The organism is Lentzea sp. NPDC004789, from assembly GCF_053601075.1.
Map to the genome: position 1 here is coordinate 299,274 of NZ_JBSGBE010000002.1, position 18,022 is coordinate 317,295.

Here is an 18,022-nt window from a genome sequence, read left to right on the forward strand (position 1 = left end):
CTCATCCGTACACCGCTCGATCGTCGTCGTCCGAGGACTTCGCCAGGTGGCGCGTCAGGTACAGCGACTCCAGCGCCAGCTCGACGGCGGAGGCGATGCGGCCGACCGGGTCCTTCGGGCCCGCGCCCATCCGTGCCGCCACCTCGTGCAGGATCGGCAGCTCCGGCAGGGCGGCCAGCAGGTCGCCGGCGTGCACGCGGTCACCCGTGGCGACCGGGTGGCCGTCCGAGACGACCTCGGCCAGCGCGCGGAGGTTCAGCCCGGCCAGGCGGGCGCGCGCGGTGTCGGCGATCGAGCGGCGCAGCAGGTGCACGAGCACCTCGTCCTCGCGCCCCTCCTCCCCCGCCTCGAACTCCAGCTTGCCGCGCAGCACGTCCGGCACCGACTGCAGGTCGACCGGACGGGCGATCGCGGGCGTCTCACCGATCAGCGCGGAACGGCGAAGTGCCGACGCCGCAACGGTTTCCGCCGCCGCGACGGCGAAGCGGGCGGAGACGCCGGAACGCTGGTCGATGGACGACGACTCGCGCAGGTGGCGCACGAAGCGAGCGATGATCTCCAGCAGGTGGTCGCCCACCTCGGCGACGAGGTCGGCCTCCTGGCGGACCAGGTCCACCTCGGCGTCGACCTCCAACGGGTAGTGCGTGCGCACCTCGGCGCCGAAGCGGTCCTTGAGCGGCGTGATGATGCGGCCGCGGTTCGTGTAGTCCTCGGGGTTCGCGGTGGCCACCAGCAGCACGTCCAGCGGCAGGCGCAGCGTGTAGCCGCGGACCTGGATGTCGCGCTCCTCCATCACGTTCAGCAGCGCGACCTGGATGCGTTCGGCCAGGTCGGGCAGCTCGTTGATGGCGATGATGCCCCGGTGGGCGCGCGGCAGCAGGCCGTAGTGGATCGTCTCCGGGTCGCCCAGCGACCGGCCTTCGGCGACCTTCACCGGGTCGACGTCGCCGACCAGGTCACCGACGGACGTGTCGGGCGTCGCGAGCTTCTCGGCATAGCGCTCGTCGCGGTGCCGCCACACCACCGGCAGGTCGTCGCCGAGCTCGGCGGCGCGCCGCCGCGACTCGGGCGTGATCGGGTCGAGCGGGTGTTCGCCCAGCTCGGAGCCCTCGATGACGGGCGTCCACTCGTCGAGCAACGACACCAGGGTGCGCAACAGACGGGTCTTGCCCTGACCGCGCTCACCGAGCAGGACGACGTCGTGGCCTGCCAGCAGCGCGCGTTCCAGCTGCGGGAGCACCGTGCGGTCGAACCCGACGATGCCGGGCCACGGGTTGCGCCCCTCGCGCAGGGCCGCGAGGAGGTTCTCCCTGATCTCGGTCTTGACGCCGCGCGGCAGGTGCCCGGCGGCGCGCAGTTCGCCCGCCGTGCGGGCCAGGTTCTGGGTCACGCAGACGACGCTACGCACCGAATCAGGACCCGTCGACGTGGAGCGACTCCAGCCCCGCAGTTTCGCGATCCGCCGGGTCCGCGGCCTGCGCGTGCAGGACAATGCGGGGCGATGAGCAACTGTGTTGATTTCAAGTGGGCGCCGTCTCCGGCGGACTGGCGGGCCAGCCTGCGGGCGATGGTGCCGATGTTCCGGTGGGCGCCGTGGTTCGCGCTCGCACTGGGCGTGTTCTCGCTCGTGCTCCTGTTCGGCTTCGACGGCATGGTTCCCGCGGCGGTGTTCGGCCTCGTGTGCGCGCTGGTCATCGGGTTCATGGAGCCCGTCGCGGTGTGGTGGCGGTTCTCGTCCGACGAGATGATCAGCCGGACCGTGGTGGGCAGCGCGGACGACCAGTCGTTCCGGATGGCCGTGGGCCACGCGGTGCGCGAGGAGATCGTCTGGGACGAGCTGCCGGCCTGGACCGAGACGCGGCAGGGTTTCGTGCTGGAGACGCTGGACGGGGGCGCGGCGTCGTTGTCCGTGCCGCACCGGGCGTTCGCGTCCGATGAGGACCGCACGTCGTTCCGGGCGCTGCTCGAGCAACACATCGGTCCCGGCAAGTAGGTGTCTCGGATCGGGCACACCGGGTGGGGCTGCCGGGGCATCGCCACGTAATCTCGTCGGCGTGTCCTGTGCGAGTGCCACGCTGGTCGTGTGGACGTCGGGATGGCTGCACGGTCTGGCCGCCTCCGACGACGTCCTCGACGCCCTGCACACGTGGGCCGAGCAGCACGAGGTGGTCGCCGACGACGACGGCACCGCCACGGCGCTCGACCTCCCCGGTCCCGACGAGGCCCCGGTGGGCCCCGCCCTGCTGCTGGCCGCCCTGCGGCGCGCGGGCGCGACCTCGGCGCGGCTCGCGTTGCCGATTCCCGGCGACGTCCGCGGCCTCGGCGGCAAAGGACCGCTCTCGACCTGCGCGTTGCGCTCCGGTGAGGCACTCGTGATCCCGTCCGTGCACGTCGGCCTGGTGCCGAAGATCGTGGCCGACGGCGTCATGCGCTGGACGGTGTTCGACCTGCCGTCGTCCAACGGCCTGGAGCACATCCCGATCGGCGAGGCCGAGCACGGCCTGGGCGCCGCCCTGCGCGAGGCGACCGCCGCCCTGGCGTCCCTCGACGTGGCCAAGCACCGCCCGAACGTGCGCAAGGAGATCACCGACCTGGCCGCCGCGAACTCACACCTGCCGTGGCCGGACGCGATGCCGCCGCGGGCTTTGCGCGTGCTGCAGCGTGCCGCCGAGGTCGACGCGATCCTGTCCGTGGCGCGTTCGGACGCGCCGGGTGGCGCGATGTCGGCGTCGGCGATGAGCGCGCGCACCGACGCGCTCAAGCCGGTGTCGGAGGCGGTGCGGCGGGCGCGCTGTGCCGCGGTCGATGAGGCCGTGCGGGTGCTCGCCGACACGGGTGCCGGTCGGCACTAAGGCGTCCGCCTCCGCAGCGTCACGGCGCCGAGCACCAGCGCCAGCAGCCCGCACGCGGCCACGATCACGAGGTTGCGCACGAGCTCGCCGGTGATCTCGCTCGACGTCGTCACGGCCGTGAGCGCGTCGACCGCGTACGACAACGGCATGACGTTGGACAGCCATTCCAGCACGGTCGTCATGGACGAACGCGGCGCGAACAGCCCGCACAACAACACCTGCGGCATGACGAACAACGGCATGAACTGCACGGCCTGGAACTCCGTGCGGGCGAACGCGCTCGCGAACAGCCCCAAAGCCGTGCCCAGCAACGCGTCCAGGCCCGCGATCACGACCAGCAGCCACACCGAGCCGCCGATCTCCAGGCCCAGCCACGTCAGCGAGAGGCCGACGGCGACCAGCACCTGCACGAGCGCGACGACGCCGAACGCCAGCGCGTAGCCGAACAGCAGGTCGAGCTTGCCGATCGGCATGGTCATCAGCCGTTCCAGCGTCGCCGTCGTGCGTTCGCGCAAGGTCGTGATCGACGTGACGATGAACATGATCGCGAACGGGAAGACCGCCAGCAGCGCCGGCGCGGCACGGCTGAAGGCGGCCTCGGAGTTGAAGACGAACCGCAGCAGGATCAGCAGCAGCGACGGCATCAGCACCATCAGGGCGACGGTGCGGCGATCGTGCCGGAACTGGTTGAGGATCCGCGCGGTCGTGGCCAGCAGGATCGACGTGTTCACGCTGCCTCCTTCGCCCGGACCAGCGACAGGAACGCCTGTTCGAGGTCGTGGGTGCCGGTCTCGGCGAGCAGCGCGTCCGGCGAGGAGTCGGCCAGCAGCTCGCCGTCACGCATCAGCAACAGACGTTCGCAACGAGCGGCCTCGTCCATCACATGGCTGGAGACCAACAACGTGACACCGCGCGCGGCCAACGAGCGGAACAACGTCCACAGCTCGTCACGCAGCAACGGGTCGAGACCGACCGTCGGCTCGTCGAGCACGAGCAGCTCGGGCCTGCCGAGCAACGCGACGGCCAGGCTCGTCCGGGACAGCTCACCACCGGACAAAGAGGACACGAGCTGCGACTCGTGACCGCCCAGCCCGACCTCGTCGATCACCCGCGGCACGTCGGACCTGGGCGCGCGCAGCACGGCGCAGAAGTAGCGGAGGTTCTCGGCGACGGTCAGGTCCGCGTACACCGAGGGGCTCTGGGTCGCGTACCCGATGCGGTCGCGCAGGCCGGGACTGCCGGCGGGCGAGCCGAGCACCGTCACCGACCCGCCCGAGACGATCTGCACGCCCACGACCGAGCGCATCAGGGTGGTCTTGCCGCAGCCGGACGGGCCCAGCAGCCCGGTGACACTGCCCCGCGGGATCGAGCAGCTCACATCCCGCAGGACCAGACGCTTGCCCCGGTGCACCCGGAGCCCGGTGACCTCGACGGCCCCAGAAATCGGCGCGGAACTGGTCATACCCCAATTCTTCGCCCGTTGAAAAAGCCCTGTCTAGGCTCGGACCGGCCTCTTGACCGGTTCGCAACACAGCGGCGCACACGGCGCGCCGTTCACCGTGCACCCCGCGGCCACGAACTCGGAGAGCTTCCGCGCGGGCACGCCCTCGGTGTGCTCCGCGACCAGCTCCACGACGAGCTCGGCGAAGCGCGGGTCCGAGTTCGGCGTGGCGGCACGCGCGAACTCCATGCCCAGCTCGGCGGCCCGCTCACGGGCCTCGGTGTCGAGGTCCCACACGACCTCGAGGTGGTCGGACACGAACCCGATCGGGCACACCACGACACCCGTGACGCCCTTGGCGTGCAACGCGTCGATGTGGTCGACGATGTCGGGCTCCAGCCACGGGATCTGCGGCGGGCCGGACCGCGACTGCCACACCACGTCGTACTCGGTGACGCCCAGCTCGGCGGCGACCAGGCGTGAGGCCTCGACGACCTGGCGCGAGTAGCGGTAGCCACCCTCCTCGGGCGGGCCGGCGGCCTTGTCCGCGGACACCGGCACCGAGTGCGCGGTGAAGACGAGCCGGTACTGGCCCGACACCGTCTTCGCGGCCTCGCGCACACCGTCGGCGAACGCGGAGATGAACAGCGGGTGGTCGAAGAACTGGCGCAGCTTCACCAGTTCGGGGCCGTCCGGCACGGCCCGCAGCGCCCGCACGATGTCCTCGTCGTACTGACGGCACGCGGAATAGCCGCCGTACGCGCTCGTCGGGAACACCAGAGCGCGCTTGACGCCGTCGGCCTTCATCTGCGCGACGGTGTCCTCGACCATGGGGTGCCAGTTGCGGTTGCCGAAGTAGATCGGCAGCTCGAAACCGGTGGCGCGCACCGCTTCCATCGCCTCGAGGTTCAGGCGGTTGATCGGCGACACGCCGCCGAAGTGCTGGTAGTGGGCCTCGACCTCGTCCAGCCGCTCCGGCGGCACGCCACGTCCGCGGACCACGTTCTCCAGGAAGGGGCGGACGTCCTCGGGACCCTCTGGCCCACCGAAGGACAACCAGAGCAGCGCATCGAAACTCACCGCCCCATCCAATCAGACGCCGAACCGGCTCACACGACGAGCCGATGTGACGTCAGAGACCGAGGAAGTGCACCCCGCCGTCGACGAACACCATCGAGCCCGTGGTGGCCGGGAACCAGTCGGACAGCAGGCCGCACACCGACTTCGCGACCGGCGTCGGGTCGTCGACGTCCCACGACAGCGGAGCCTTCTCGCCCCACATCTTCTCCAGCTCCGAGAAACCGGGAATGGACTTCGCGGCCATGGTCCGCACCGGACCGGCCGAGATCAGGTTCACGCGGATGCCGTCCGGGCCGAGGTCGCGCGCCATGTAGCGGTTGATCGACTCGAACGCCGCCTTCGCCGCGCCCATCCAGTTGTAGGCGGGCCACGCCTGACGGGCGTCGAAGTCGAGACCGACGACCGACGAGCCGTGCGACAGCAACGGGCGCACAGCCGCCACGAGAGCCTTGTAGGAGTACGCCGACACGTGCATCGCGACCGAGACGTCCTCCCACGGCGCGTCCATGAACGGCGCGCCGAGGCAGCTCTGCGGGGCGAAGCCGATGGCGTGCACGACACCGTCGAGGCCGTCGACGTGCTCGCGGACGCGGTCGGCCAGCGTGTCCAGGTGCTCCTGGTTCTGCACGTCGAGCTCGACCACGGGCGCGGGCTTGGGCAGGCGCTGGGCGATGCGCTGCACGAGGCTCATCCGGCCGAACCCGGTCAGCACGACCTCGGCGCCCTGCTCCTGGGCGACGCGTGCGACGTGGAAGGCGATCGACGCGTCGGTGATCACACCGGTGATCAGCAGTCGCTTGCCTTCGAGCAGTCCGGTCACTTGATCCAACCCTTTCCCGAGAACAACAAAACCGTCAGTGGCCCATGCCGAGGCCGCCGTCGACCGGCAGCACGGCACCGTTGATGTAGCCCGCCTCGTCGGCCGCGAGGAACGTGACGGCGCGCGCGATCTCGTCGGCCGCGCCGTAGCGACCGGCCGGGATCTGCTTGAGCGCCGCCTCGCGGACCGCCTCGGGCAGCTCGGCGGTCATGTCCGTGGTGATGAAACCGGGCGTGACGACGTTCGCGGTGATGTTGCGCGAACCGAGCTCCAGCGCGATCGAGCGCGCCATGCCGACCATGCCCGCCTTGGACGCGGCGTAGTTGACCTGACCGGCGCCACCGGTGAGGCCCACGACGGACGAGATGAAGACGATGCGACCGAACTTCTTGCGCAGCATGCCGCGGGAGGCGCGCTGGGCGAACCGGAACGCGCCGGTCAGGTTCGCGTCGACGACCTGGGTGAACTGCTCCTCGCTCATGCGCAGCAGCAGCGTGTCCTGGGTGATGCCCGCGTTGCAGACCAGCACCTCGACGGGGCCGTGCGCGGCCTCGACCTCGGTGAAGGCGGCGTCGATCTCCTCCGAGTTCGTCACGTCGCACTTCACGCCGAGCAGGCCTTCGGGAGCGCCGGACCCGCGGTGGGTCACCGCGACCTTGTCGCCCTGCGCGGCGAACGCCCGCGCGATGGCGAGGCCGATGCCGCGGTTGCCTCCGGTGACCAGAACGGACCGACTCACTAGCTCTCCCTGCGATCGCTGCTGGTTGACCGGGTGAGGCTATCGGCTACCGGCAGGTAGACCGGTATCGGCGCAAGCCATGTCACATCCATCCGGGCATGATCGGGTGATGCGGGCCTTTCTCGATCAACTCCGCCGTCACGTGGACGGCGACGTACTCGACGACCCGGCGAGCCGGGCCCTGTACTCGGCGGACGCGTCGAACTACCGGCACGTGCCACGGGTGATCATCCGCCCGCGCACGCCCGGCGCGGTAGGGGCCGCTGTGGCACTGGCCGCCGAGCACCGCGTGCCGGTCACCAGCCGCGGCGCCGGGACGTCGATCGCGGGCAACGCGTGCGGCACCGGTCTGGTGATCGACTTCAGCCGGTACCTCAACGCGATCGAGATCTCCGGCGACCGGGCGTTCGTGCAGCCCGGCGCGGTGCTCGACCAGGTGAACTCGCGGGCCGGCGAGTACGTCTTCGGGCCGGACCCGTCCACACACTCGCGGTGCACCATCGGCGGGATGATCGGCAACAACGCGTGCGGCGCGCACTCGGTGAAGTGGGGCAAGACCAGCGAGAACGTCGCGAACCTGCACGTGCTGACCGCCGACGGCCGCACGTTCGACACCACGAACCCGCCCGCGTTCGACCTGCCCGCCTACGACCCGGCGTGGTTCCCGCAGCTGGGCCGCCGGGTCAGCGGATACGCCCTGGACGCCCCGACGCTGACCCAGCAGCTCGTCGGCACCGAGGGCACCTGCGTCGTGGTGCTGGGCGCCGAGCTGAAGCTCGTGCGCCGCCCGGAACGCCGCATCCTGGTCGTGCTCGGGTTCGCGGACACCTACGCCGCCGCCGACCACGTCACGCAGATCGAGGACGCGCTCGCGGTCGAGGGCATCGACGAGGCGCTGGTCCGCAGCGTCCGCACCCGTCCCGACCTGCCGGAAGGCCGCAGCTGGCTGTTCGTCGAGGTCGAGGACCACCCGGAACGCGTCGCCAGGATCGCGAAGAACTCGATGATCATCCACGACCCGGCGCACCAGCGGGCGCTGTGGCGGATCCGCGAGGACGGCGCCGGGCTCGCCACCCGGATGCCCGACGGCGGCGAGGCGTGGTCGGGCTGGGAGGACGCGGCGGTGCCACCCGAACGGCTCGGCACCTACCTGCGCGAGTTCGACCGGCTGCTCGCCCGGCACGGCCGGCGCGGCATCACCTACGGCCACTACGGCGAGGGCTGCCTGCACGTCCGCATCGACTTCGACCTCGCGCACGGCTACCGCGAGTTCCTGCAGGACGCCGCCGACCTGGTGGTGAGCCACGGCGGCTCGCTGTCGGGCGAGCACGGCGACGGCCAGGCCCGGTCCGAGCTGCTCGGCCGCATGTACCCGCCCGCGGCGCTGGAGGCGTTCCGGCGGTTCAAGCACGCGTTCGACCCCGGCGACCTGCTCAACCCCGGCCGGATCGTCGAGCCGCTCAAGCTCGACGACGACCTGCGGATTCTCGTGGCGCCACCCCGGATCCCGACCAGGGCGGAGTTCGCGGCCGACACCCGGCGGTGCGTGGGCGTCGGCAAGTGCCTCAACACCACGGGCGGCGTGATGTGCCCCAGCTACCGGGTCACCCGCGAGGAGAAGCACTCGACGCGCGGGCGAGCGCATCTGCTGTTCGAGATGCTCTCCGGTGACGTGATCAAGGACGGCTGGCGCTCGCCCGAGGTCGCCGAGGCGCTCGACCTGTGCCTGGGCTGCAAGGGCTGCAAGCGCGACTGCCCGGTCGACGTCGACATGGCGAGCTACAAGGCGGAGTTCCTGCACGAGCACTACAAGGGACGGTTGCGGCCGCGTTCGCACTACGCGATGGGCTGGCTGCCGACGTGGCTGAAGTACGGGCTGGTCAACAGGTTCACGGCCCAGTTCGCCCGGTTCGCGGGCATCACGCCCGAACGCTCGTTGCCCGTCCCGGCCACTCCCCTGGTCCGGCAGCTGCACCCGCTCGGCGAGGGTGATCCGGTGCTGCTGTTCCCGGACACGTTCACGAACTTCTTCGAGCCGGGCATCGGCCTCGACGCCGCGAACGTGCTGGCACACCTGGGAAACCGGGTCGAGATCCCGTCCGCGAACGTCTGCTGCGGACTGACGTGGCACTCGACCGGGCAGCTCGCCAAGGCCCGCCGCGTCGTCGAACGCACCGCCCGCGCGCTGCTGCCGTGGACCAGCCTGGGCGTGCCGGTGATCGGGCTGGAGCCGAGCTGCACGGCGTTCCTGAAGACCGAGGCGCCGAAGCTGTCCGACGACCCGGCGGTGCGCGCGCTCGCCGACGCCACGCAGACGTTCGCGTCGCACGTCGCGCCGAAACTGCCCTCACTGGAGGGTGCGCGGGAAGCCGTGGTGCAGACGCACTGCCACCAGTACGCGGAACTGGGCTTCGAGGCCGACCGCGAGGCGATGACCAGGGCGGGCGTCGCGCCGAAGGTCGTCGAGGGCTGCTGCGGCCTGGCCGGCAACTTCGGGTTCGAGCAGGGCCACTACGACGTGTCGATCGCGTGCGCCGAGCAGGACCTGCTGCCCGCCCTGCGCGCGAACGAGGACGCGCTGGTCATCGCGGACGGGTTCAGCTGCCGCACGCAGATCCGCCACACCACCGACCGGCGGCCGGTCCACCTGGCCACCGTGCTCGCGACCCGGCTGGGTGTGATTAACCGCTGACTAACCGGTCCCGTTCAGTCTCGTGCGCATGCAGAAGAAGATTGGTGCCGTCGTGCTGGCGGCCGCGGCGGTAGCGCTGAGCTTCACGGGCCAGGCGCAGGCCGAGACGAACCCGTCGTGTTCGAGCGTCACCCAGATCGGCGCCACGGCGTACCTCAAGAGCGGCAGCACGACCATCGCCTCGGTCAAGCAGTTCAAGGGCTGCGGCAAGAACTGGGGCTACGTCTACGTGTGGGACTCCTGGCGCGCCAACCACCGCACGTACCGGCTCTACGCCGGTGTCCAGGTCCGCGGTGCCGAGTTCCCGAGCGGCTACAACAGCGTCGAGAACAAGCAGGAGCTGTGGTCGTACGGCACGGACACGCTCGACAAGTGCACCAAGGGGTACGGCTCCATCTGGGCGTCGTCCTACGACGACGGTGTCGAGACCGAGGAGCGCTGCTGACATGAAGAAGATCGGTGCCGCCGTGCTGGCGGCTGCGGCGGTAGCGCTGAGCTTCACGGGACAGGCGCAGGCCGAGACGAACCCGTCGTGCTCCAGCGTCACCCAGATCGGCCCCACGGCGTACGTCAAGCACGGCAGCGCGACCATCGCCTCGGTCAAGCAGTTCAAGGGCTGCGGCAAGAACTGGGGCTACATCTACGTGTGGGACTCCTGGCGCGCCAACCACCGCGACTACATCCCCACTGCCGCGATCCAGGTGCGCGGCGCCGAGTTCCCGACCGGCGACCGGCAGGGCTCGCGCGGCCAGCAGGAGGTGTGGTCGTACGGCACGGACACGCTGGACAAGTGCACCAGGGGATGGGGCGATCTGGTTGCGGAGTCCTACATCGAAGGTGCCCAGACCCAGGAGCGCTGCTGACATGAGGAAGATCGGTGCCGCCGTGCTGGCGGCCGCGGCGATCGCCGTGACGTTCACGGGCGCGGCGCAGGCCGAGACCAGCCCGTACTGCAGCTCGGTCACGCAGATCGGCGCCACGAAGTACATCAAGTCGGGCGGGGAGACCGTCGCCTCGGTCAAGCAGTTCAAGGGCTGCAACAAGAACTGGGGCTACACCTACGTCTGGGACTCGTGGAAGGCCGCCCACGGCAGCAGGTTCCTGGCCGCCGCGGGCATCATGACGCGCAGCAGCGGGGAGCCGCTGGGCTACGGCGGTGCCCCCGAAGGCGTCCAGGAGGCGTGGTCGACCGGCTCGAACACGCTGTCCGTCTGCACCCGCGGGTACGGCTCGGTGATCATGCGCAACGGCGGCTCGTACTACGGCGAAACCGAGGAGCGTTGCTGACATGAGGAAGCTGAGCGCGGTCGTGCTGACCGCGGCCACGATCGCCCTGACGTTCACCGGCGCGGCGCACGCCGAGACGAACCCGAGGTGCGGCAGCGTCACGCAGATCGGCGCGACCAAGTACCTCAAGTCGGGCAACGACACCGTCGCCTCGGTCAAGCAGTTCAAGGGCTGCGGCAAGAACTGGGGCTACATCTACGTCTGGGACTCGTGGAAGGACAAGCACCCCGGCTTCGACGCCAGCGTGGCGATCATCACCCGCGACAGCGACGGTGAGATCGACACCGGCAGCGGTGCGCGGGGTCAGCAGGAGGTGTGGTCGCGCGGCGCCAACACGCTGCAGTTCTGCACCCGTGCCTACGGCCACGTGTTCGTCGGGTCGAACAGGTACGACGGCATGACCGAGGAACGCTGCTAGGACGGGGAAAACGGAGGGCGGTCGCCGCATGACCGCCCTCCGCATGGCCTGCTAGTCGCGGTCGAGCACCGAGTCCTTCGAGGTCTCGCGCATGAACCCGTAGACCAGCAGCGAGATCAGCACACACCCGGCGACGTAGTAGAAGAACACCTTCTCCATCCCCGCCTGCTTGAACCACAGCGCCACGTACTCCGCGGTGCCGCCGAAGATGGCCACCGTCAGCGCGTACGGCAGGCCGACGCCCAGCGCGCGGATGTTCGTCGGGAACAGCTCGGCCTTCACGATCGCGTTGATCGACGTGTAGCCGGTGACGATCACCAGGCCGCCCAGCATCAGCAGGAACGCCGGGAACGCCTCGGACGTGCGCGCCAGCGTCGACAGCAACGGCACGGTCGCGAGCGTGCCCAGCACGCCGAACCCGAGCAGCAGCGGGCGGCGGCCGATCCGGTCGGACAGCGCGCCCGCGACCGGCTGCAGCACCACGAACACCAGCAGCGCGGCGAAGTTGATCCAGCTGACGGTGGCGGCGTCGATCTTGCTCGTGTTCACCATGAACTTCTGCAGGTAGGTCGTGTAGGTGTAGAACGCGACCGTGCCGCCCAGGGTGAGGCCGACGACGAGCAGGCACTCCTTGGGGTGCTTCAGCAACGCCTTGAACGTGCCCTTGTCGGGGTTCGTCCTCTGCTGCTCGAAGTTCTCCGACTCGTCCATGCCGCGGCGCAGCCACATCACGATGATCGCGCCGGTCGCGCCGATCACGAACGCGATCCGCCAGCCCCACGCCGACATCTCGGGCTTGGACAGGAACTGCTGCAGGACGATCTGCACGCCCAGCGCCACGAGCTGCCCGGCCGTCAGCGTCACGTACTGGAAGCTCGAGTAGAAACCGCGCCGGGCGGGAGAGGCCACTTCGGACAGATAGGTCGCCGAGGTCGCGTACTCACCGCCGACCGACAGGCCCTGCAGCAACCGCGCGAGCACGAGCAGGATCGGCGCCGCCACACCGATCGTGGCGTACGACGGGGTCAACGCGATGATCAGCGAACCCAGCGCCATGAGCGTGACGGACAACGTCAGCGCGCTGCGACGGCCGTGCCGGTCGGCGTAACGGCCGAGCAGCCAGCCGCCCAGCGGCCGCATGAGGAAGCCCACCGCGAACACGGCAGCGGTGTTGAGCAGCTGCGCGGTCTGGTCGCCCTTGGGGAAGAACGCCGCCGCGAAGTAGATGCTGAACGCGGTGTAGGCGTACCAGTCATACCACTCGATGAGATTGCCCACCGACCCACGCAGCACGTTCGCCACCACACGGCGCTCGCTGCTCTTCTCCTGAACGACTGTCATGCCGGACACCATCTCGGGCTGTCGTCCCCGTCACAACCTGGGCGAAGTCTTCTTTACATTCACTTAGGCGCGTCGTCGCGCACCGGAAACAACCTCATGGGGCGATACTTCTCCCATGCGGGTGCTGCTGGTCGAAGACGACGACGGTGTCGCCGACGCCCTGGTGGAGGCGCTGCGGGCGAACGGCCACCGGCCCGTGCGCGTGCGCAGGGGTGCCGACGCGCTGATCGCCCACCGCGACGCCGACGTGGTGCTGCTCGACCTCGGCCTGCCCGACCAGGACGGCCTGGAGGTGCTGCGCAAGCTCCGCAGGATCGACCCGGTACCGGTGCTCGTGCTGACCGCCCGCGGCGACGAGCGGACCGTCGTGCGCGGGCTGCGCCTGGGCGCCGACGACTACCTGGTCAAACCGGTGCGGCTGGCCGAACTGCTGGCCCGCATCGACGCGGTGGCCCGGCGCAGTGCCGCCCGCGCGCAGGAACCCGGCGACGTCGTGCGGGTGTCCGATGTGGAGATCGACCTGCAGAGCCGTCAGGTCCTGGTCGGCGGGCGCGAGATCTCGTTGACCACCAAGGAGTTCGACGTGCTCGCGGTGCTCGCGCGCCGGCCGGGCACCGCGGTGAGCCGCCAGCAGCTGATGGACGAGGTGTGGGGCAACGCCTTCGTGGCGGTCTCCCGGACGTTGGACGTCCACCTGACGCAGTTGCGCGCGAAGCTCGACCGGCCGGGCCTGCTGCACACGATCCGCGGTTTCGGCTACCGGCTCGGTGAATAGATGCGGCAACGGCTTCTGGTGGTGCTGCTGCTGTTCTCCCTGTCGGCGGTCACCGCGTTCGCCCTGCCGCTGCTGATGAGCACCGCCTCCGAGCGCACCCAGCAGTTCGTGATCAGCCGCACCGCCGACCTCGACCGCTTCGCCACCCTGCCCGCCGACGCCGTGGTGTCCGAGGCGTTGCGGTACAACGAGATCTACGGCGAGGAGGTCGTGGTCGTCACCGCGGCGGGCGAGCCCGTCGTCGAGGCGGGCATGAAGGCCGCCGACGTCTCCGCCCAGATCGACGCCGCCCTGCGCAACCAGCCGGCCGCGCCCGTGCCGACCGTCCTGCCCTGGACCGGCGGCGACGTCCTGTTCGCCCGCCCCGTCGGCACCGGCACGAAGGTCGCGGGCGCCGTGGTGCTGCGGGCGTCGACCCGCGTGGCGGCCCTGGAGGTGGCGCGACGCTGGGCGTTGGTGCTGGCAGGAGCCCTGCTGGCGGCCTGCGCGTGCGTGCTGCTGGCGCTGGTCGTCGCCCGCTGGCTGCTGCGGCCGCTCAAGGAGCTCGACCGGGGCGTGCGGGCGGTCGCCGAGGGCCAGCGCCGCACCCACGTCGCCGACACCGCCGGACCGGCCGAGCTGCGCGCGTTGTCCGAGTCGTTCAACCGCATGTCCGACGCCGTCGCCGAGGCCGCCGACCAGCAACGCCGCCTGATCGCCGACGCCTCCCACCAGCTGCGCAACCCGATGGCCGCGCTGCGGCTGCGCGTGGACATGCTGCCGTCCAACGGCTCGCTGCTCACCGAGGTGGAACGGCTGGAGTCGTTGCTGGACGGTCTCCTGGCCCTGGCGTCGGCGGAGAGCACCGCCACCGAACGCGCGGCGGGCGGCGTCGAACCCGAGCTGGCCGACCTGCAGGTCGTGGCGCACGACCGGGTCGACGCGTGGCGCGCGGCGGCCCGCGCCACGGGCGTGACGATCACCGTCGAGGACCGTGCGCCCGGACTCGTGCGGTGCGCGGTGTCGGACCTGGCGCAGGTGCTGGACGTGTTGCTGGACAACGCCATCAAGTACGGCGGCACGCAGGTGACGGTCGAGTGCGACCGCGCCACGCTGACCGTGCGGGACAACGGTCCCGGACTGTCCGAAGAGGACATCGAGCGCGCCACCGAGCGGTTCTGGCGCGGGGACGAGTCGCAGCGCGGCACCGGGCTGGGCCTGGCCATCGCGGAACGGATCGTGACGGCGCACGACGGCACGCTGAGGTTGCACGCGGACGGCGGCCTGGTGGTCACGGTCGAACTGCCGAAGGAGCCGCTGCTGTGAAGCGCAGAGCGTTCCTGCTGGGCACCTTGGTGCTGACGGCCTGCGGTTCCTCCGAACCCGGCGGCACGATCCGCATCGCGGGTGGCGAGCCCGGCGGCTTCTACAACGACTTCGCCGCCCTCCTGCACCGCCTCGCGCCCAGCCCGCTGACCATCACCCCGCTGGAGACCGGCGGCAGCGCCGACAACCTCAAGCTCCTCCGCGAGGGCAACGCCGACCTGGGCCTGACGCTGAGCGACAGCGCCCACCTGGAGTCCGGCATCGTCGCCCTCGGCCGCGTCTACGAGAACTACCTGCAGCTCGTGGTGCTCGACGCCTCCCCCTACCGCACCCCGGCCGACCTGATCGGCAGACGGGTGTCCCTGGGCGCGGCCGGGTCCGGCGCCGCGCTGCAGGGCGAACGCCTGGCGCTGGGCGTGCGGGCGGAGCACTACCCGTTGCGCAACGCCGTCGACGCCCTCAAGGCGGGCGACATCGCGGCGCTGCTGTGGTCCGGCGGCGTCCCCACCCCGGAGCTGGGCAGGGCCAGTGGCATCCGGCTCCTCCCGCTCGACGGCTTCCTGCCGAGGCTGCGCCAGGACTACGGCAAGGTCTACGAACGCGTGGACGTGCGCATGGGCGTGTACGGCTCGCCCGTCGAGGTCCCGACGATCGGCACCCCGAACCTGCTGGTGTGCCGGCCGGACCTGAGCGACGAGTACGCGGGCGCCGTCGTGCGGCTCCTGGTCGCCAAGGCCGCGCAGCTCGTGCCGGAGCAGGCGCTCGGCACGCAGTACCTCGACGTGCGCAGCCTCATCGACACGGGCAAAGTACCTCTACATCCAGGCGCGGCGGCGGAGTACCGGAGGTTGCACGGATGATCGTCACGATGGCGTCGATCTCGCTGGACGGGTTCTTCGAGGGGCCCGGCCACGACATCAGCTGGCACCACGTGAGCGACGAGATGCACGACCACATCAACGCCGACCTGGCGACGATGAGCGCGCTCCTGGACGGCCGCCGCACGCACGAGCTGATGCTTCAGGCGTGGCCGCACGCCGAGGAGCAGCCCGACTTCACGCAGAAGATGCGCGAGTTCGCCCCGATCTGGCGGAACGTGCGCAAGATCATCTACTCCCGGACGCGGACGTTCACCGAGTGGAACAGCGAGACCCGCACCGAGGTCGACGCGGACGAGATCCGCGGCCTGCCCGGCGACAGCATGGTCGGCGGCGCCACCCTGCTGGACACGTTCTTCGCCCACGACCTGGTCGACGAGATCCGGCTCTACGTCAACCCGGTCGCGCTCGGCGCGGGCACGCCGTTCTTCAAGAGGCCGAACGCCCTGGCGCTCAAGGGCACCAGGGCGTTCGGCAACGGGGTCGTGCTGCTGACCTACGGCAGGCCCTAGGGAAGTCTCTGCCCCAGCACCAACGCCGCCGCGGCCGCGAACATCGCCGTGAGGGTGCCGAGCAGCAACCACGGCTTCGACGCGTCCGCCTGCTTCTTCTCGTAGCCGATCTGCTCGCCGAGCGTGTCGTACACGCGGCGCAGCTCCTCGGCGGTGGCGGCCTTGAAGAACTCGCCACCGGAGAGCTTGGCGATCTCCTTCATCGAGTCGTCGTCGACCGGCACGGACTGCTGCCGTCCCTCGATGTCGACCACGCCGTCCTCGGTGCCGAATGAGATCGTGGAGATCGGGATCCCGGCCTTCTTGGCGTCGTCCGCCGCGTCGAAGGCCTTTCTGGTGCCGACGGTCTCCTTGCCGTCCGACATCAGCACGATGCGGGCGGGCGGCGGGCCCTCCGCGCCACCGACCACCTTGCCGAACGAGTCGATCGACGCCATCGCCGCCATGATCGCGTCACCGGTCGCGGTCGACTGGGCGAGCTTCAGCCCGTCGATCGACTGCGACACGGCCGCCCGGTCCGTCGTCGGCGCCACCAGCACGGTGGCCGACCCGGCGAACGTGATCAGGCCGAGGTTGATGCCCGGCGTCAGGCCCTCGACGAACGACTTGGCGGCCACCTGCGCGGCCTCCAGCCGGGACGGCTTCACGTCGGTCGCCTTCATCGACAGCGACACGTCGATCACGAGCATCACGGTCGCCCGGTTGCGCGGCACCCGTTGCTCGGAGGTCGGCCCGGCCAGCGCCACGGTCAGCAGCGCCAGTGCCGCCAGCAGGAACGCCGCCGGCACGTGCCGCGACCAGCGTTCCCGCTTGGGCGCGACCTTCTCCAGCAGCTCCAGGTTCGTGAACCGCAGCACCCGCTTGCGCCGCATCCGTTGCACGAACACGTACGCGACGGTCAGCAGCGCGACCGCGATCAGCAGCAGGAACCACCACGGGGCGACGAAGTTCGAGAAGCTCACGCGACACCCCCAGACCAGCGGCGCTTGCGCGCCACCACGAAACGAACGGTGTCCGCGATCCAGTCGGAGTCGGTGCGCAGCACCAGATGCCCGGCCCCCGCCCGGCGCAGACCAGCGGCGACCTCGGCCCGGTGCTCGGCGGCCGCCGCGTTGAACTCCTTGCGCAGCAACGCCGACGCCGTCACCTCGCGCTGCCGCCCGCTCTCCGGGTCGGCCAGCACGACGGTGCCGACCTCGGGCAGGTCGACGTCACGCGGGTCGACGATCTCGACCGCGACGATGTCGTGCCGCGCGGACAACGCGCGCAGCGGACGCTGCCACTCCATGCCGCCGAGGAAGTCCGAGACCACCACGATCAGGCCGCGCCGCCGCGGTGGCCTGCGCAGCTGCTCCAGCAACGCCGCCAGGTCGCCGCGCGTGCCCTCGGCCGCGCGCGGCATCTCCGCGATCTTGCGGATCATGCCCCGCGCGTGCGCCAGACCGCCGCGCGCCGGGATGCGCGCGTTCTCCGCGCCCGTCGAGACCGCGGCGCCGATCCGGTTGCCGCCACCGCGCGTCAGGTGCGCGACCGCGGCCGTCGCGGCGATGGCCAGGTCGCGCTTCTCGCAGGCCGCCGTGCCGAAGTCGAGCGACGGCGACAGGTCGATCGCGAGCCACGTCTCCAGCTCGCGGTCGGCGACCGTCTCGCGGATGTGCGGGACCGTGGTGCGCGCGGTGACCGCCCAGTCCATCCGGCGCACGTCGTCACCGGGCTGGTAGGTGCGCGCCTCGCCCGGTTCGGTGCCCGGTCCCGGCACGAGGCCGAGGTGGTTGCCCTGCAGCAGGCCGTCGAGGCGGCGCCGGACGTCGAGCTCCAGCATGCGCAGCGCGGCCTCCATGCGGACGCCTCGCAGCACCGGCGGCGCCCACGAGGGGCGCTC

The 18,022-nt window shown here is 70.7% G+C and carries 20 protein-coding genes; 11 read left to right on the forward strand and 9 right to left on the reverse strand.

The window, feature by feature from the left end; all coding sequences use genetic code 11:
• Position 1: 1 nt before the first annotated feature.
• A complete protein-coding gene (locus ACWEIJ_RS05480; protein ID WP_449835956.1) occupies positions 2 to 1,390 on the reverse strand; it encodes a sigma 54-interacting transcriptional regulator in 1,389 nt (462 codons plus the stop codon).
• Between the two features lie 111 nt (positions 1,391 to 1,501).
• Between ACWEIJ_RS05480 and ACWEIJ_RS05485 the strand changes: the two genes are divergently transcribed.
• Together ACWEIJ_RS05485 and ACWEIJ_RS05490 are read left to right on the forward strand one after the other, a co-directional pair.
• Positions 1,502 to 1,993: a YcxB family protein gene (locus ACWEIJ_RS05485; RefSeq protein ID WP_449835957.1), complete on the forward strand. Its 492-nt coding sequence runs from the start codon at positions 1,502 to 1,504 to the stop codon at positions 1,991 to 1,993.
• 61 nt (positions 1,994 to 2,054) lie between these two features.
• Positions 2,055 to 2,852: a hypothetical protein gene (locus ACWEIJ_RS05490; protein WP_449835958.1), complete on the forward strand. Its 798-nt coding sequence runs from the start codon at positions 2,055 to 2,057 to the stop codon at positions 2,850 to 2,852.
• Here ACWEIJ_RS05490 and ACWEIJ_RS05495 read toward each other — a convergent pair.
• The 5 genes from ACWEIJ_RS05495 to fabG are packed head-to-tail and all read right to left on the reverse strand — an operon-like array spanning position 2,849 to position 6,932.
• Entirely contained in the window at positions 2,849 to 3,583 is a 735-nt protein-coding gene (locus ACWEIJ_RS05495; RefSeq protein WP_449835959.1) for an ABC transporter permease, read from the reverse strand. The genes ACWEIJ_RS05490 and ACWEIJ_RS05495 overlap by 4 nt on opposite strands.
• Positions 3,580 to 4,314, reverse strand: a complete 735-nt coding sequence (locus ACWEIJ_RS05500) for an ABC transporter ATP-binding protein (protein ID WP_449835960.1) — start codon at positions 4,312 to 4,314, stop codon at positions 3,580 to 3,582. Before ACWEIJ_RS05500 ends, ACWEIJ_RS05495 begins: the two co-directional genes overlap by 4 nt.
• Before the next feature lie 33 nt (positions 4,315 to 4,347).
• Positions 4,348 to 5,373: a ferrochelatase gene (locus ACWEIJ_RS05505; RefSeq protein WP_449835961.1), complete on the reverse strand. Its 1,026-nt coding sequence runs from the start codon at positions 5,371 to 5,373 to the stop codon at positions 4,348 to 4,350.
• Between the two features lie 52 nt (positions 5,374 to 5,425).
• Positions 5,426 to 6,193 carry an enoyl-ACP reductase FabI gene (fabI, locus tag ACWEIJ_RS05510; protein ID WP_355438920.1) on the reverse strand — a complete coding sequence of 256 codons (768 nt, stop codon included), beginning with the start codon at positions 6,191 to 6,193 and terminating at the stop codon, positions 5,426 to 5,428.
• A 34-nt stretch (positions 6,194 to 6,227) separates the two neighbouring features.
• Complete coding sequence (fabG, locus tag ACWEIJ_RS05515; protein ID WP_449835962.1) at positions 6,228 to 6,932, reverse strand: 3-oxoacyl-ACP reductase FabG; 705 nt, start codon at positions 6,930 to 6,932, stop codon at positions 6,228 to 6,230.
• A 109-nt stretch (positions 6,933 to 7,041) separates the two neighbouring features.
• Between fabG and ACWEIJ_RS05520 the strand changes: the two genes are divergently transcribed.
• The 5 genes from ACWEIJ_RS05520 to ACWEIJ_RS05540 are packed head-to-tail and all read left to right on the forward strand — an operon-like array spanning position 7,042 to position 11,329.
• Positions 7,042 to 9,624 carry an FAD-binding and (Fe-S)-binding domain-containing protein gene (locus tag ACWEIJ_RS05520; RefSeq protein WP_449835963.1) on the forward strand — a complete coding sequence of 861 codons (2,583 nt, stop codon included), beginning with the start codon at positions 7,042 to 7,044 and terminating at the stop codon, positions 9,622 to 9,624.
• 28 nt (positions 9,625 to 9,652) lie between these two features.
• Positions 9,653 to 10,069 (forward strand): hypothetical protein, encoded by a 417-nt coding sequence (locus ACWEIJ_RS05525; RefSeq protein ID WP_449835964.1) that lies wholly within the window; start codon positions 9,653 to 9,655, stop codon positions 10,067 to 10,069.
• 1 nt (position 10,070) lies between these two features.
• Positions 10,071 to 10,487 carry a hypothetical protein gene (locus ACWEIJ_RS05530; RefSeq protein ID WP_449835965.1) on the forward strand — a complete coding sequence of 139 codons (417 nt, stop codon included), beginning with the start codon at positions 10,071 to 10,073 and terminating at the stop codon, positions 10,485 to 10,487.
• A gap of 1 nt (position 10,488) precedes the next feature.
• Positions 10,489 to 10,911: a hypothetical protein gene (locus tag ACWEIJ_RS05535; RefSeq protein WP_449835966.1), complete on the forward strand. Its 423-nt coding sequence runs from the start codon at positions 10,489 to 10,491 to the stop codon at positions 10,909 to 10,911.
• Position 10,912: 1 nt separating this feature from the next.
• On the forward strand, positions 10,913 to 11,329 hold the full coding sequence (locus ACWEIJ_RS05540; protein ID WP_449835967.1) for a hypothetical protein: 417 nt from the start codon (positions 10,913 to 10,915) through the stop codon (positions 11,327 to 11,329).
• Between the two features lie 51 nt (positions 11,330 to 11,380).
• Here ACWEIJ_RS05540 and ACWEIJ_RS05545 read toward each other — a convergent pair whose 3' ends face one another.
• The gene (locus tag ACWEIJ_RS05545; protein WP_449835968.1) at positions 11,381 to 12,670 is read right to left on the reverse strand and encodes an MFS transporter; all 1,290 of its coding nucleotides are present in this window, start codon (positions 12,668 to 12,670) and stop codon (positions 11,381 to 11,383) included.
• 115 nt (positions 12,671 to 12,785) lie between these two features.
• Here ACWEIJ_RS05545 and ACWEIJ_RS05550 point away from each other — a divergent pair, with 115 nt between their 5' ends.
• From ACWEIJ_RS05550 to ACWEIJ_RS05565, 4 genes are read left to right on the forward strand one after another with little or no spacing between them, the layout of a single operon-like run.
• Positions 12,786 to 13,445: a response regulator transcription factor gene (locus tag ACWEIJ_RS05550; RefSeq protein WP_449835969.1), complete on the forward strand. Its 660-nt coding sequence runs from the start codon at positions 12,786 to 12,788 to the stop codon at positions 13,443 to 13,445.
• The gene (locus ACWEIJ_RS05555) at positions 13,446 to 14,750 is read left to right on the forward strand and encodes a sensor histidine kinase (protein WP_449835970.1); all 1,305 of its coding nucleotides are present in this window, start codon (positions 13,446 to 13,448) and stop codon (positions 14,748 to 14,750) included.
• Positions 14,747 to 15,610: a TAXI family TRAP transporter solute-binding subunit gene (locus ACWEIJ_RS05560; RefSeq protein ID WP_449835971.1), complete on the forward strand. Its 864-nt coding sequence runs from the start codon at positions 14,747 to 14,749 to the stop codon at positions 15,608 to 15,610. Before ACWEIJ_RS05555 ends, ACWEIJ_RS05560 begins: the two co-directional genes overlap by 4 nt.
• Complete coding sequence (locus ACWEIJ_RS05565) at positions 15,607 to 16,140, forward strand: dihydrofolate reductase family protein (RefSeq protein ID WP_449835972.1); 534 nt, start codon at positions 15,607 to 15,609, stop codon at positions 16,138 to 16,140. Before ACWEIJ_RS05560 ends, ACWEIJ_RS05565 begins: the two co-directional genes overlap by 4 nt.
• Here ACWEIJ_RS05565 and ACWEIJ_RS05570 read toward each other — a convergent pair.
• Together ACWEIJ_RS05570 and ACWEIJ_RS05575 are read right to left on the reverse strand one after the other, a co-directional pair.
• Positions 16,137 to 17,102, reverse strand: a complete 966-nt coding sequence (locus ACWEIJ_RS05570; protein ID WP_449835973.1) for a VWA domain-containing protein — start codon at positions 17,100 to 17,102, stop codon at positions 16,137 to 16,139. The genes ACWEIJ_RS05565 and ACWEIJ_RS05570 overlap by 4 nt on opposite strands.
• Positions 17,099 to 17,980, reverse strand: a complete 882-nt coding sequence (locus ACWEIJ_RS05575) for a DUF58 domain-containing protein (protein ID WP_449836348.1) — start codon at positions 17,978 to 17,980, stop codon at positions 17,099 to 17,101. Before ACWEIJ_RS05575 ends, ACWEIJ_RS05570 begins: the two co-directional genes overlap by 4 nt.
• Positions 17,981 to 18,022 lie beyond the last annotated feature (42 nt).